This window comes from Enterovibrio nigricans DSM 22720 (genome assembly GCF_900167155.1).
GTDB lineage: Bacteria > Pseudomonadota > Gammaproteobacteria > Enterobacterales > Vibrionaceae > Enterovibrio > Enterovibrio nigricans.
Window position 1 is genome coordinate 1 of the sequence record NZ_FUXU01000026.1, and the last position, 13,273, is coordinate 13,273.

General features: G+C 46.8%; 10 protein-coding genes and 1 pseudogene. 3 read left to right on the top strand and 8 right to left on the bottom strand.

Features of this window, described 5'->3' with window-relative positions:
* Positions 1 to 271: pseudogene (locus B5D35_RS11070) on the top strand (IS5/IS1182 family transposase); the annotation flags it as partial.
* A gap of 13 nt (positions 272 to 284) precedes the next feature.
* On the opposite strand, the gene B5D35_RS11075 reads toward B5D35_RS11070, so the two are convergent.
* Entirely contained in the window at positions 285 to 797 is a 513-nt protein-coding gene (locus B5D35_RS11075) for a hypothetical protein (RefSeq protein WP_078752642.1), read from the bottom strand.
* A gap of 417 nt (positions 798 to 1,214) precedes the next feature.
* Between B5D35_RS11075 and hutU the strand changes: the two genes are divergently transcribed.
* The gene (gene hutU / locus B5D35_RS11080) at positions 1,215 to 2,906 is read left to right on the top strand and encodes a urocanate hydratase (RefSeq protein WP_078752643.1); all 1,692 of its coding nucleotides are present in this window, start codon (positions 1,215 to 1,217) and stop codon (positions 2,904 to 2,906) included.
* 109 nt (positions 2,907 to 3,015) lie between these two features.
* On the opposite strand, the gene guaA is transcribed toward hutU, so the two are convergent.
* Positions 3,016 to 4,569 carry a glutamine-hydrolyzing GMP synthase gene (guaA, locus tag B5D35_RS11085; protein WP_078752644.1) on the bottom strand — a complete coding sequence of 518 codons (1,554 nt, stop codon included), beginning with the start codon at positions 4,567 to 4,569 and terminating at the stop codon, positions 3,016 to 3,018.
* Positions 4,570 to 4,750: 181 nt separating this feature from the next.
* A complete protein-coding gene (gene guaB, locus B5D35_RS11090; protein ID WP_078752645.1) occupies positions 4,751 to 6,214 on the bottom strand; it encodes an IMP dehydrogenase in 1,464 nt (487 codons plus the stop codon).
* Between the two features lie 164 nt (positions 6,215 to 6,378).
* Between guaB and xseA the strand changes: the two genes are divergently transcribed.
* Positions 6,379 to 7,707: an exodeoxyribonuclease VII large subunit gene (xseA, locus tag B5D35_RS11095; RefSeq protein WP_078752646.1), complete on the top strand. Its 1,329-nt coding sequence runs from the start codon at positions 6,379 to 6,381 to the stop codon at positions 7,705 to 7,707.
* A 30-nt stretch (positions 7,708 to 7,737) separates the two neighbouring features.
* Here xseA and B5D35_RS11100 read toward each other — a convergent pair whose 3' ends face one another.
* From B5D35_RS11100 to hisS, 5 genes are all read right to left on the bottom strand, one after another.
* Positions 7,738 to 7,971, bottom strand: coding sequence for a zinc ribbon domain-containing protein (locus tag B5D35_RS11100; protein WP_078752647.1), 234 nt, complete (start codon positions 7,969 to 7,971; stop codon positions 7,738 to 7,740).
* A gap of 623 nt (positions 7,972 to 8,594) precedes the next feature.
* Positions 8,595 to 10,094, bottom strand: a complete 1,500-nt coding sequence (gene der / locus B5D35_RS11105; RefSeq protein WP_078752648.1) for a ribosome biogenesis GTPase Der — start codon at positions 10,092 to 10,094, stop codon at positions 8,595 to 8,597.
* Positions 10,095 to 10,182: 88 nt separating this feature from the next.
* The gene (bamB, locus tag B5D35_RS11110; RefSeq protein ID WP_078752649.1) at positions 10,183 to 11,340 is read right to left on the bottom strand and encodes an outer membrane protein assembly factor BamB; all 1,158 of its coding nucleotides are present in this window, start codon (positions 11,338 to 11,340) and stop codon (positions 10,183 to 10,185) included.
* A 15-nt stretch (positions 11,341 to 11,355) separates the two neighbouring features.
* Positions 11,356 to 11,961, bottom strand: coding sequence for a YfgM family protein (locus B5D35_RS11115; protein WP_078752650.1), 606 nt, complete (start codon positions 11,959 to 11,961; stop codon positions 11,356 to 11,358).
* Between the two features lie 12 nt (positions 11,962 to 11,973).
* Positions 11,974 to 13,242, bottom strand: coding sequence for a histidine--tRNA ligase (hisS, locus tag B5D35_RS11120; RefSeq protein ID WP_078752651.1), 1,269 nt, complete (start codon positions 13,240 to 13,242; stop codon positions 11,974 to 11,976).
* Positions 13,243 to 13,273 lie beyond the last annotated feature (31 nt).

Here is a 13,273-nt window from a genome sequence, read left to right on the forward strand (position 1 = left end):
AGAAGGGGCTGCATTCTGGGAACAAGGACACCCTCGCAATTTAGCAGTAGGTTGTCAAAAGCTCTACGGCTCCAACAAGAAGTGGAAAAAGCGGTATGGCTATCACAAGCGCTCACTATCAGAGACAGCAATGTACCGAGTAAAACAGCTGCTAGGTGGGAAATTAAGCCTAAGAAATTACAATGCTCAGGTTGGCGAGACTTACGCTATGATCAAAGCGCTGAACAAGCTTACAGGACTGGGTATGCCTGAAACTCAGTATATTGCTTAAGAACCGAACAACTTTAGGCTGCCATGTCTTCCAACCGAATTAAGCAACAAAGCCTCAAAACACCTACAAGTTCTAAAAGACCATAGCTCACCAGTAACGCCAAAAATACCGCGCCAATTGGAACAATCAAACCGACTGACACAGCCAGCTTATTGTATAAAAAAGGGAGCATGTCTTTGCTATGGAGAAGTTCTGGCCCCCAACCAAATACTACCAGAACCCCAAAAACCAGCCCAAGCACTTTGAAAAAACTGAATATTTTACTCGTTAAATTTGCCTTCCAAGAGCCATCGTAGAATGGGAAAACGGCACCAGCAGCAATTATTGCAAGTGCGTACCACTGCGCGCCGGGCCCCAGCATCGATTTAACAAGAAACACCGTGTGATCTAGTGGAATGGTGGTTTTCCCACTGATGGTTATAGGAATAAAAAAGAAAAATATCCCTATCGAACTGAGTAGTACTAAACGAAAGACCGCGACTAAATCTGACATGTCCCGCGCTGAATTGCTTCTGAAAAAAGCCATGATAACTCCTATACAATTTATCAATTTTGCATATACAAATATAACAAGGAGTGCCGCGCTCGCCATTCGGGTTAACATATCAATAACATGACATATTAATACTGGAGCGTAAATCTTATATTAGACAACCAAAATATAAGCCCTAAACGTTTATCTTTTTGAATTTTAGAAACATAAAAAAATTTACGCTCAATATTCGCTCAAAAACAAAAACTATCACCACCAATGGGATTACTTTATTCGATTGTTTTTAAAGAATTACTTCCAAATGATCACGTCATAACCCACACATTGCATTCGAAACAAATGATTCAAAAGTGAGCTTCTACTGGTTTATCTAGGTAAATCCAGTTGCCAGATTTTCTCTTCTTCACTTAGATGTATTTGTATATACATAAAGAGAAAGGAAGTGAAACTATGGAAAATAATCGCTTGGATACGTCACGTTCTATCACAGCCGCTACAGGAACCAAGCTAATCGGAAAGTCATGGCTAACTGAGGCCGCAATGAGGATGCTGATGAACAACCTTCATCCTGATGTTGCTGAACACCCTCAATCTCTAATTGTTTATGGGGGAATTGGCAGGGCTGCAAGGAATTGGCACTGCTACGACAAAATTATTGAGGTGCTTGAAAGGCTTGAAGATGACCAAACTCTATTGATCCAATCAGGGAAACCTGTCGCGATTATGCCCACTCATAAAGACGCTCCAAGAATGCTCATCGCTAATTCCAACCTAGTTCCAAGCTGGGCAAATTGGGAACACTTCAATGAGTTAGACCGGAAAGGATTAATGATGTATGGACAGATGACCGCGGGAAGTGCCATGTATATTGGGTCTCAAGGTATTGTACAAGGAACTTATGAAACCTTTGCAGCCATAGCCAAGCGTCATTTTAACGGTGATGCAACGGGAAAATGGATTCTTACTGGCGGCCTCGGGGGGATGGGAGATGCACAACCGTTGGCTGCGACAATGAACGCATTCTCTATGCTCGCCGTAGAGTGTGATGAAACGCGAATTGATTATCGAATTAGAACCGGTTACCTCGATAGAAAGGCGACCACTTTAAAACAAGCCATGGAAATGCTCATGCTTGCCAAACTAACAGGCAAACCTATTTCAATTGGCTTACTCGGCAATGCTGCGGAAATATTCCCTGAGTTAGCACGCAAATATATCGTGCCAGACGTAGTAACAGACCAAACTTCAGCGCACGATCCGCTAAATGGCTATCTGCCCGCAAACTGGACGATGGAATATGCCGCAGAGCAACGCTTGAAAGATCAATCTTCGGTGATAGGCGCAGCCAAGGCGTCCATGGGTGAGCAAGTCAAAGCAATGTTAGCTCTTCAGAAACTAGGCGCGATCACTGTCGACTACGGTAACAACATCCGCCAGATGGCTCTAGAAGTCGGCGTCAAAGATGCTTTTAATTTTCCAGGCTTTGTCCCTGCATATATTCGCCCGCTATTTTGTGAAGGTATCGGACCATTCCGCTGGATAGCCCTTTCAGGAGATCCAGAAGACATTTACAAAACTGACCAAAAAGTGAAGGAATTAATCCCAGATAATGTTCATCTACATAATTGGATAGACATGGCTCAAAAGCAAATTCAGTTTCAGGGCCTTCCTGCTAGGATTTGTTGGGTCGGTTTGAAAAATCGAGCCATACTTGGGCTTGCCTTCAATGAAATGGTTAGGAATGGTGAACTAAGTGCGCCGATTGTCATTGGTCGCGACCATCTAGACTCTGGCTCTGTTTCTAGCCCGAATCGTGAAACAGAAGCAATGCTGGATGGTTCCGATGCTGTTTCTGATTGGCCACTACTGAATGCACTTCTGAATACTGCATCAGGTGCTACTTGGGTTTCAATTCACCATGGTGGAGGCGTAGGAATGGGATTTTCTCAACACGCAGGAGTTGCAATCGTTTGTGACGGAACTGTTGATGCAGATGCCCGATTACGGCGAGTACTCCACAATGACCCAGCGTGTGGTGTAATGCGTCATGCCGATGCTGGTTATGACATTGCGAAAAGCTGTGCCAAAGAACAAAACTTAGATCTGCCACTACTCGATCTACCAAATGTACCGAACGAGTAGCCCTCCAATTTAAGAGAAACACAAAGCTGAAAAACAAAAAAAGTCCGCAATTACGCGGACTTAGTATTGGGCTTATACGGACTAATGCAGAACATTTCCAGCTGGAAAATTATTCCCACTCGATAGTCGCTGGCGGCTTACCAGAGATATCGTAAACCACACGGCTGATGCCGTTAACTTCGTTAATGATACGGTTTGATACCTTACCCAAGAAATCATATGGCAGGTGCGCCCAATGCGCTGTCATGAAGTCGATGGTTTCTACCGCACGCAGAGAAACAACCCAATCGTACTTACGACCATCGCCCATTACGCCAACAGAACGTACTGGCAGGAACACGGTGAACGCTTGAGACACTTTGTTGTACAGGTCAGCTTTATGCAGTTCTTCGATGAAGATAGCATCTGCACGACGCAGCAAATCACAGTACTCTTTCTTAACTTCGCCAAGAACACGTACGCCCAGACCAGGACCTGGGAATGGGTGACGGTACAGCATGTTGTACGGCAGACCCAATTCCAGACCAATCTTACGCACTTCGTCTTTGAACAGCTCTTTCAGCGGCTCAACCAAGCCCATCGCCATTTTTTCTGGCAGGCCACCTACGTTGTGGTGAGATTTGATGACATGCGCTTTGCCCGTCTTAGACGCCGCTGATTCGATAACGTCAGGATAGATAGTACCTTGCGCCAACCATTTCGCGTTCGTCAGCTTCTTCGATTCTTCATCAAAGATATCAACAAACACGTGACCAATGATCTTACGCTTGGTTTCAGGATCTGCTTCGCCTTCAAGTGCTTTAAGGAAACGGTCTTCCGCATCAACCTTAATGATGTTTAGGCCAAATTGGTCACCAAACATGTCCATCACTTGTTGACCTTCATTCAAACGAAGTAGGCCGTTATCAACAAATACACACGTTAGCTTGTCACCGATTGCACGGTGCGCGAGCATCGCCACTACAGAAGAATCAACACCACCAGACAGGCCAAGAATCACTTCGTCGTCGCCCACTTGCTCTTTAATACGAGCAACCGCGTCTTCGATGATTGACTCTGCGGTCCATAGACGCTCACAACCACATACGTTCAGTACGAAGTTTTCGAGCATCTTAAGGCCATTTTTAGTGTGCGTTACTTCTGGGTGGAACTGCACGCCGTAGTATTTTTTCTCTTCGTTTGCCATCGCAGCGTAAGGACAGGTGTCTGTTTGCGCGATTTTCACGAAGTCAGATGGGATTTCGACAACTTTGTCACCGTGGCTCATCCAAACATCTTGAGTGGCTTCAAGTCCAGCAAACAATGCTGATTCACCAGTCACTTGTACTGCTGCATAACCAAATTCGCGTTCGTCAGAACCCGCTACTTTACCACCAAGTTGCTCTGCCATGGTTTGCATGCCGTAACATACACCAAATACTGGCACGCCAGAGTCAAATACATATTGAGGAGCACGTGGAGAGTTGGCTTCAGTCACACTCTCAGGGCCACCAGACAGGATAATGCCATCTGGATTGAATTCACGAATATCCGCTTCATCTACATCCCAGCTCCATAGCTCACAGTACACACCGATTTCACGTACGCGGCGTGCGACTAGTTGAGTGTATTGAGAACCGAAGTCCAAAATTAGAATGCGTTGGTCATGGATGTTTTTAGTCATTTTGAGCAGTCTTATCGTTAACGCCAGCTAAGCTATATCGCTTGAGAATACCCAAACTGTATGGGTGTTCTGTCCTACGCTGTGGTTATGGGTTATGAAAACGAGGCGAGTTTACTCGCCTCTTATCAGTGCTTCAAGAAAAAAAGCAAACGTTTACGTCAGGGGGGTTCTCTGCGAGAAATTAGCCGCGACGGTAGTTTGGTGCTTCTTTGGTGATCTGCACATCATGCACATGAGATTCCGCCATTCCCGCACCTGAAATAACAACAAATTCAGCTTTGGTGCGCATCTCTTCGATCGTCGCAGAGCCAGTCAGACCCATGCTTGAACGCAGACCACCCATTTGCTGGTGAACGATCTCTTTCAAGTGACCTTTGTATGCAATACGACCTTCGATACCTTCAGGTACCAGCTTGTCTGCTGCATTATCAGATTGGAAGTAGCGATCAGAAGAACCTTGAGACATTGCGCCCAGTGAGCCCATACCACGGTAAGACTTATATGAACGACCGTTATATAGGATCACTTCACCTGGTGCTTCTTCTGTACCCGCAAACATAGAGCCAACCATGACGCATGATGCGCCAGCAGCGATTGCTTTACAGATATCACCCGAGAAGCGGATGCCGCCATCGGCAATAACAGGAATGCCGTACGCATTTGCCACTTCAACAGCATCAGCAATCGCGGTGATTTGAGGAACGCCCACACCAGTAACGATACGAGTCGTACAGATAGAGCCAGGACCAATACCCACTTTAACGGCACTCACACCCGCTTCAATCAGGGCTTTCGCACCTGCGCCAGTTGCTACGTTGCCACCAATAATGTCGAGATCAGGGTACGCTTCACGTGTTTCGCGAATACGGTTTAGTACGCCTTCAGAGTGACCATGAGAAGAGTCGATAAGCAGAACGTCTACACCAGCTTCAACCAGTGCTTTTACGCGCTCTTCATTACCCGCACCTGCACCAACCGCCGCGCCTACACGCAGACGACCTTGCTCATCTTTACATGCGTTTGGTTTGGTTTCGGCTTTGTGGAAATCTTTTGCAGTAATCATGCCCGTCAGTTGGAAATCATCATTCACAACCAGAACTTTCTCAACGCGAGCTTGGTGCATTTTCTCTTGCACTTCTTCGCGGCAGGCGCCTTCTTTCACACACGCCAGACGCTCTTTAGGCGTCATCACCGCAGAGACTTTCTTAGACAGGTCAATCACAAAACGAACGTCACGGCCGGTAATGATACCCACTAGCTCGTTGCTTTCGGTTACAACAGGGAAGCCTGCAAAACCGTGCTTTTTGGTCAGTTCAACAACATCTGCGATTGTCGCATCTGGGTGAACAGTTACAGGGTGTGTAACAACGCCAGCTTCAAAGATCTTCACCTGGTGAACCATCTCTGCTTGCTGTTCAATAGACATGTTTTTGTGGATGAAGCCGATGCCGCCTTCTTGCGCCAGTGCGATAGCCAAACGCGCTTCAGTCACTGTGTCCATCGACGCAGAAATCATGGGGATGTTCAGGGAAATTGATTTTGTTAGTTGAGTACGTAAGTCAGCAGTGTTCGGGAGAACTGTAGAGTGTGCTGGAACCAGCAATACATCATCAAAAGTCAGGGCTTCTTTAGCTATTCTTAACATTGCAATATCTCACGCAAAAATAAAATACGGGGGTTCAAAATATTGCAGCCGGATTATACTGACCGCGCAAACGTTTGGCTACAGATTTTTACGAAAACGTTTGGTATAAAATTTTACGCGCTTTACCATTAATTCATTGTCTTGAAATCCAAGGTTTATTTCACATGACTGTCTCCAACGAAAACATCTACACCGTCTCCAGACTGAATGCAGAGGTACGCCTTCTGCTAGAAAACGAAATGGGGATTGTTTGGCTGGTTGGCGAGATTTCAAACCTCACCGTCCCCGTGTCAGGTCACTGGTATTTCACTCTCAAAGATCGTCAGGCTCAGGTTAAATGCGCTATGTTTCGCGGAAATAACCGTCGTGTGACATTTAAGCCTGCAAACGGGAATCAAGTGCTCGTCAGAGCAAGATTGTCGCTGTATGAACCACGTGGTGATTACCAAATCATCGTCGAAAGTATGCAACCTGAAGGTGATGGATTGCTTCAACAGCAGTTCGAAAAACTGAAAATGCAGCTTTCTGCCGAAGGATTATTCGCCGCCGCAATCAAGAAGTCCCTTCCTGAACAACCCAAACGCGTTGGTATCATCACCTCAAGTACTGGCGCAGCCCTGCATGACATCCTGCATGTTTTAAAACGCCGAGACCCAAGCCTTCCTGTGGTCATCTACCCCACTCAGGTGCAAGGCAAAGACGCCGCCATTCAGATTGCACAAGCGATTGGCCGCGCCAACAGCCGCAATGAGTGTGATGTACTGATTGTTGGACGTGGCGGCGGCTCTCTGGAAGATTTGTGGTGTTTTAATGAAGAAATTGTTGCCCGCACGATTGCCGCAAGCTCCATTCCAATAGTCAGTGCCGTTGGTCATGAAGTGGATGTCACGATTGCTGATTTTGTTGCCGACGTTCGTGCACCAACGCCTTCTGCTGCGGCAGAACTCGTAAGCAGAGATACTTCACTGCGAGCACAACAACTACTGCAACGGACAGACAGACTCACCCATCGATTTGACGCACAGCTTGTGTCTTACCGTGACAAACTAACACGCTTACAGCACCGCTTAGCGATTCAGCATCCTCAAGCGCGGTTGCAGCAGCAAGCCCAACAGTTTGATGATTTGGAATACCGACTGAATCTGGCCATGCGCACTACCTTGCAACGAGAAGCGCAACGTATAGACCATCTGAGCCAAAGATTGGAACGCTATTCCCCATCGACCCGTATTCGAAGCGACAAAGTACAATTGGCGTATACCAAGGGCAAACTCATTGATGCTATGAAGCACCTGCTACGTCAGCAGCAGCATGCGCTAGCGTTGAAGATGGAAACATTGGATGCGGTTAGCCCTCTGGCTACATTGGCGCGAGGTTATTCAATTACTCGTGATGCACGAGGAGCAGTGATCCGATCTGGCGAAACGGTAAAAGAAGGCGATCTGATCTCCACAACAGTTGCAGACAGCGAGATCCGATCTCGCGTTATCTAAATAACATGCAGATCCATGATAACGGTGTCTTTATGACACCGTTTTTCGTTCCTCAAAGACTGTGTTCACGCCGGAACGCGATTTTAGCTCGTTACAGCTATGGCAAAAATAATTCGTCGCTCCGCATGCTTGTAAACGCTCTACTTGCGCATCACAGACTAAACAAAAACCTTGTTTAATGAAGGTTTTATCACAAGCATGGCAATCATAATTGCCATTATTCCAACTCAATGCTTCCCCACATTCAGGGCATGTATTTTCCATTTCCATCACTCCAGACAAATCTATCTCTCCGCTTTCTTGCAAAGATATGCGTTGAGATCTTTTCTTGGCTATTCTAACGGTAATAACATCAAAAAATGAACAGCCTCTTGCTGGATCCTACAATGATCGTCAGATCGCAGCTTTATAGGGATCCGATCAGCGATCTACCCCCAAAAGAATATTTATCAATACAACTCCCGAAAGCATAAGTTACATGTTCTGCATATGGATTTTTAAAAGGATAATATATTAAACACCAAATACTAAATCCAATATATCGATATTAAATAAATATAAGGTGCATTGTTAGCCGCGCAATAAATGTTCTTTGTGGCCTAGAACGATATTTCCTGCCAAATCGATGATTTTATGTGATGAGGATCAACTTAATTGTGTAAACTGAAACTCTGATCTGTCATGAATCTATACAGATCAGCGGGGCGCAATACATTGATCTGGCAGAATTACGGTAGAAATCGAACGAATGTATCCGGAAGAATGGCATTTTGTATAAATTACATGAGGTGAATTTCAATTGACCAAGCAGAACTAAACACTGCTCTTGTCCATTGCTTTCAGACATAAAAAAACCGACCTTAAGGTCGGTTTTTTAGATTTAAGCGTTACTTCTTACGTGTTTTCACCATATCCATCAGACGCTTACGCTGACGCGCCTGAGAAATGGTCAAATTATCTTTCTTACCTTCAAACGGGTTCTCACTGTTCTGGAACTGAATACGAATTGGCGTACCCATGATTTTCAGCGATTTACGGTAGTAGTTCATCAGATAACGCTTGTACGAATCAGGCAACTCTCTCACCAAGTTTCCGTGAATCACGAAAATAGGTGGGTTATAACCTCCCGCGTGCGCATACTTCAGCTTCACACGACGGCCACGGATCATCGGTGGCTGGTGATCGTCTTGAGCCATGCTCATAATACGCGTCAGCATCGACGTGCTGATACGTTTCGTCGCAGACTCGTAAGCTTCCTGAATCGACTCAAACAGATGACCAACACCTGTACCATGAAGTGCTGAAATAAAGTGAATGCGAGCAAAGTCTACGAAGCCTAGACGACGGTCCAGTTCAGATTTCACACGATCTTTCACTTCTGAGTCCAAACCATCCCACTTGTTCACGGCGATAACGATAGAACGACCCGCGTTCAACGCAAAGCCCAACAGGCTCAAGTCTTGATCAGAGATGTTTTCGCGTGCATCAATCACCAACAGAACAACGTTTGAATCTTCAATCGCTTTCAGTGTTTGGATAACGGAGAATTTTTCGACTTTCTCGTTTACACGCTTACGACGACGTACGCCCGCGGTATCAATGATGACGTACTCACGACCATCACGTTCCATTGGAATGTAAATTGAATCGCGTGTCGTACCTGGCATGTCGTAAACAACAACACGGTCTTCACCCAAAATACGGTTCGTTAACGTCGATTTACCCACATTTGGACGACCAATGATACCGAACTTGATAGGCAGGTTACGCAGACGCTCCAATGCTGATTCAGCATCTTCTTCGGTCAAGTCTTTGTCTTCACCGTCTTCATCTTGCTCGCCAGTCAGATCAACCAGACCTTCAAGGGTCTCGTCGCCTTCTTCCTCAGACAATTCTTCCGCTAACGGTTTCAATGCACGATCAATCAGAGACAGAACACCACGGCCATGTGCAGCAGCAATTTGGTACATCTCTTCCATGCCCAACTGCCAGAATTCAGCACTTGCTGCATCCGCATCAATACCGTCTACCTTGTTCACCACAAGGAAGGTTTTCTTTTCACGGGTACGAAGGTGCTTTGCAATCGCTTCATCAGCAACTGTCAGACCTGCACGCCCATCAACCATGAACAGTACAACATCAGCTTCTTCGATTGCAGTCAGTGACTGCTCTGCCATTTTGGTCTCAACGCCTTCTTCGGTACCATCGATACCACCGGTGTCTACCACGATAAACTCGTGCTCACCCAGCATTGCTTTTCCGTATTTACGATCCCTGGTCAAACCCGGAAAATCGGCAACGAGCGCATCGCGCGTCCTTGTTAGCCGGTTAAAGAGTGTCGACTTCCCCACATTCGGACGCCCGACAAGGGCTACTACAGGAATCATACTGACCTCTTAAAATCTCTTGTTTATGAATAACAGCGGCTCCTGATCCGTGAAGATCAGGAGCCGGACAATATATAAACGCTTGATATTATAGCGTTTGTTTTTTAGCGATTGTTCCGTCACGCGCGATGACTACATATCCGTCATCCACTTTTACAGGCGCAACAGCAATACCACTATCATCAAATTGTTGTTGAGCAACAAAATCGCCAGTTTTTGGATCTAACCAATGTAGGTAGCCTTCTGCATCACCTACCACCACATAACCCGATATCGCAACGGGTGCGGTCAACTGACGATATTCCAAATCGCGGTTCTGCCACAATTCAGTGCCGCTTCGCGCGTCAACTGCCACGACATGATCTTTGTCGGTGATCAGGAACAAATAGCTACCTGCAACCAAAAAATCCGTCGATGAGCTGTAAGCCCGTTTCCAAGCAGGACGACCAGAACGCAAGTCTATAGCAACAAGCTGGCCATTATAACCAACCGCGTACAACAGAGAACCTGAAATTACCGGTGATGCATCAACATCCACCAAACGGTCAATTTCGGTTGCGCCTTTCGGGCTTGCGATAGGCTGCTGCCAAATAATGTTGCCGTTTTCCAAGAAAGCTGCACCAAGTCGGCCGTTTGCCATTCCCCAGAAAACACCACCAGAAATGGCGACAGGAGAACTGTCTCCACGCAGTGTTAGGTTTGGTACATCACTGGCATTTTTCCAGCGCTGTTCCCCTGTCTCTGCATCATAAGCAGAAAGCTCACCACGACCCGTGTTGACGACGACCACACCTTCATCAGCCAATGGCTTCGCAAGTACTTCGCCGTTAACGTTTGCTGTCCACGCGGTTTCACCGGTTTCTTCATTCAGAGCAATCAACTGACCTGTTTCAGTACCAATGTATAACTTGCCGTAAGACGCTGTGATACCACCGGACAATAAAACTGGCTTGTCGTCTTCGAGATTAATTTCCCAAATCGTCTTACCTGTTTCAACATCCATGGCTTTTACAATGCCGTCTCTATCGGCAGCAAAGACCTTATCGTAAGCATAAACGGGTGTCAGATTACTAAAGTAGCCGTCAACACCGTCACCAACCTGAGTACTCCACACTGTAGTTGGTGTGAACTCACTTACGACTTGAGGTACAGGAGCCATCTGGATGGAATTTTCCTCACCCGCACAACCGATCAGCAATGATCCCAGCACGGCTACTGCACCAATACGTTTCCATCCCTTGCGCATTTAACTCTCTCGACTTTATTGAAACAGATTGTCTAATTTCATCTGAACAACAGGGTTTGTCGCCGCTGCCAATGATGCCGCATACGCTGAGCGCGCTTCTGCTACATCGTTTTTGCTCAGAAGAATGTCACCACGAAGTTCTTCAACCTGCGCTTTCCAGCTCTCGTCTGCTACCGCATTCAGCTCTTTCAATGCCGCGTCATTGTTGCCTTGCTCGGCTTCAATACGTGCAATACGAACTGTCGCGATTGACTTCAGAGTGCTGTCTTTTGACGCCTGAACTGCGCGTAGCTGTTCCAGCGCTTTTGGTAGCTCTCCAGCATCAACAAAAGATTTTGCCAATTGCAGTTCAAGTAACGTTGCATAAGCACTGTCGTTTGATTTTATAAACGCCAGTGCTTTTTCTTCCGCCTGCGCATCACCGGCAGCCAATGCAGTCACCACTTGGGTATATGCATCTGATGCCTGTTCACGGCTGGTTTCCTGCTCAGCCTGGTAATAGCGCCATCCGTAAAGACCGCCTAAACCAATTACTGCGCCGAGGACAACGGCTTTGCCGTTCTCCCGCCACCACGTCTTAATCGCTTCGACTTGTTGTTCTTCTGTGGTGTAGACGTCCACGTTTCGTCCTCTTTAAACTAATTGAGCCAATTTTTCGGCTGCATCATCCTGAGAAATGGTCAGCTGTTCGCCACCCTTTAAATCTTTGTAGGTCACTTGATTGTTCGCGACTTCATCTTCGCCCAATACCAGTGCTACTGCCGCGCCAACTTTGTCAGCACGCTTAAATTGTTTCTTAAAGTTACCGCCACCAAAGTGCGTCATCACACGCAGGCCAGGTACTTGTTCACGCAGGCTCTCAGCCAATTGCATGCCCGCAACCAAGGTGCCTTCGCCCATGGTTACCATGTAAACATCAACCGCTGGACGGGTTTCATTTAGCTCAAGGGTTTCCATCAGCAGAACCAAACGCTCAAGCCCCATGGCAAAACCAACCGCTGGCGTGGCTTTACCGCCCAATTGTTCTACCAGACCGTCATAGCGACCGCCGCCACAAACAGTGCCTTGAGAACCCAAGCTTTCCGTTACCCACTCAAACACAGTACGGTTGTAGTAGTCCAAACCGCGCACCAATTTTTCGTTCAACGAATATTGGATGCCTGCCGCGTCCAACAGTTCACAAACACCTGCAAAATGTTGTTTTGACTCTTCATCCAAGTACTCAGAAAGCTTAGGCGCGTCAACCAATACCGCTTGGATTTCTGAGACTTTGGTGTCCAGAACACGTAGCGGGTTGGTGTGCATACGGCGTTTGCAATCTTCGTCCAGTACGTCTTCGTGCTGTAGGAGGAAAGCAACCAATGCCTCACGGTAATTTGCACGTGCTTCCAGTGAACCGATTGAATTCAATTCTAAGCGAACGTGCTCGTTGATGCCCAACTGACGCCATAGGCGAGCGGTCATCATGATCAATTCTGCGTCAACGTCTGGACCATTTAGGCCAAACACTTCCACACCACATTGGTGGAACTGACGATAGCGACCTTTCTGAGGGCGCTCGTGGCGGAACATTGGACCCATGTACCACAGGCGCTGTTCTTGATTGTACAGCAGACCGTTTTCGATACCGGCGCGCACACAGCCCGCAGTACCTTCAGGACGCAAACTCAGGCTGTCGCCATTGCGATCTTGAAAGGTGTACATCTCTTTTTCTACCACGTCGGTCACTTCACCGATCGCACGACAGAACAGATTTGTCATCTCAACGATTGGCATACGCACTTCGCTGTAGCCATACGCACTGATTACGTCTTTAACGGTACCTTCCACTTTTTGCCACAGTGGAGATTGTGTTGGGAGGCAATCGTTCATGCCTCGAATTGCTTGAATAGTTTTCGCCACGTTAACTCTCGTAACCGATCTGTTGTTCTAA

Coding starts and splice junctions, on each gene's coding strand:
- B5D35_RS11075 (WP_078752642.1), bottom strand. CDS start 797: ATGGCTTTTTTCAGAAGCAATTCAGCGCGGGACATGTCAGATTTAGTC.
- hutU (WP_078752643.1), top strand. CDS start 1,215: ATGGAAAATAATCGCTTGGATACGTCACGTTCTATCACAGCCGCTACA.
- guaA (WP_078752644.1), bottom strand. CDS start 4,569: ATGACTAAAAACATCCATGACCAACGCATTCTAATTTTGGACTTCGGT.
- guaB (WP_078752645.1), bottom strand. CDS start 6,214: ATGTTAAGAATAGCTAAAGAAGCCCTGACTTTTGATGATGTATTGCTG.
- xseA (WP_078752646.1), top strand. CDS start 6,379: ATGACTGTCTCCAACGAAAACATCTACACCGTCTCCAGACTGAATGCA.
- B5D35_RS11100 (WP_078752647.1), bottom strand. CDS start 7,971: ATGGAAAATACATGCCCTGAATGTGGGGAAGCATTGAGTTGGAATAAT.
- der (WP_078752648.1), bottom strand. CDS start 10,094: ATGATTCCTGTAGTAGCCCTTGTCGGGCGTCCGAATGTGGGGAAGTCG.
- bamB (WP_078752649.1), bottom strand. CDS start 11,340: ATGCGCAAGGGATGGAAACGTATTGGTGCAGTAGCCGTGCTGGGATCA.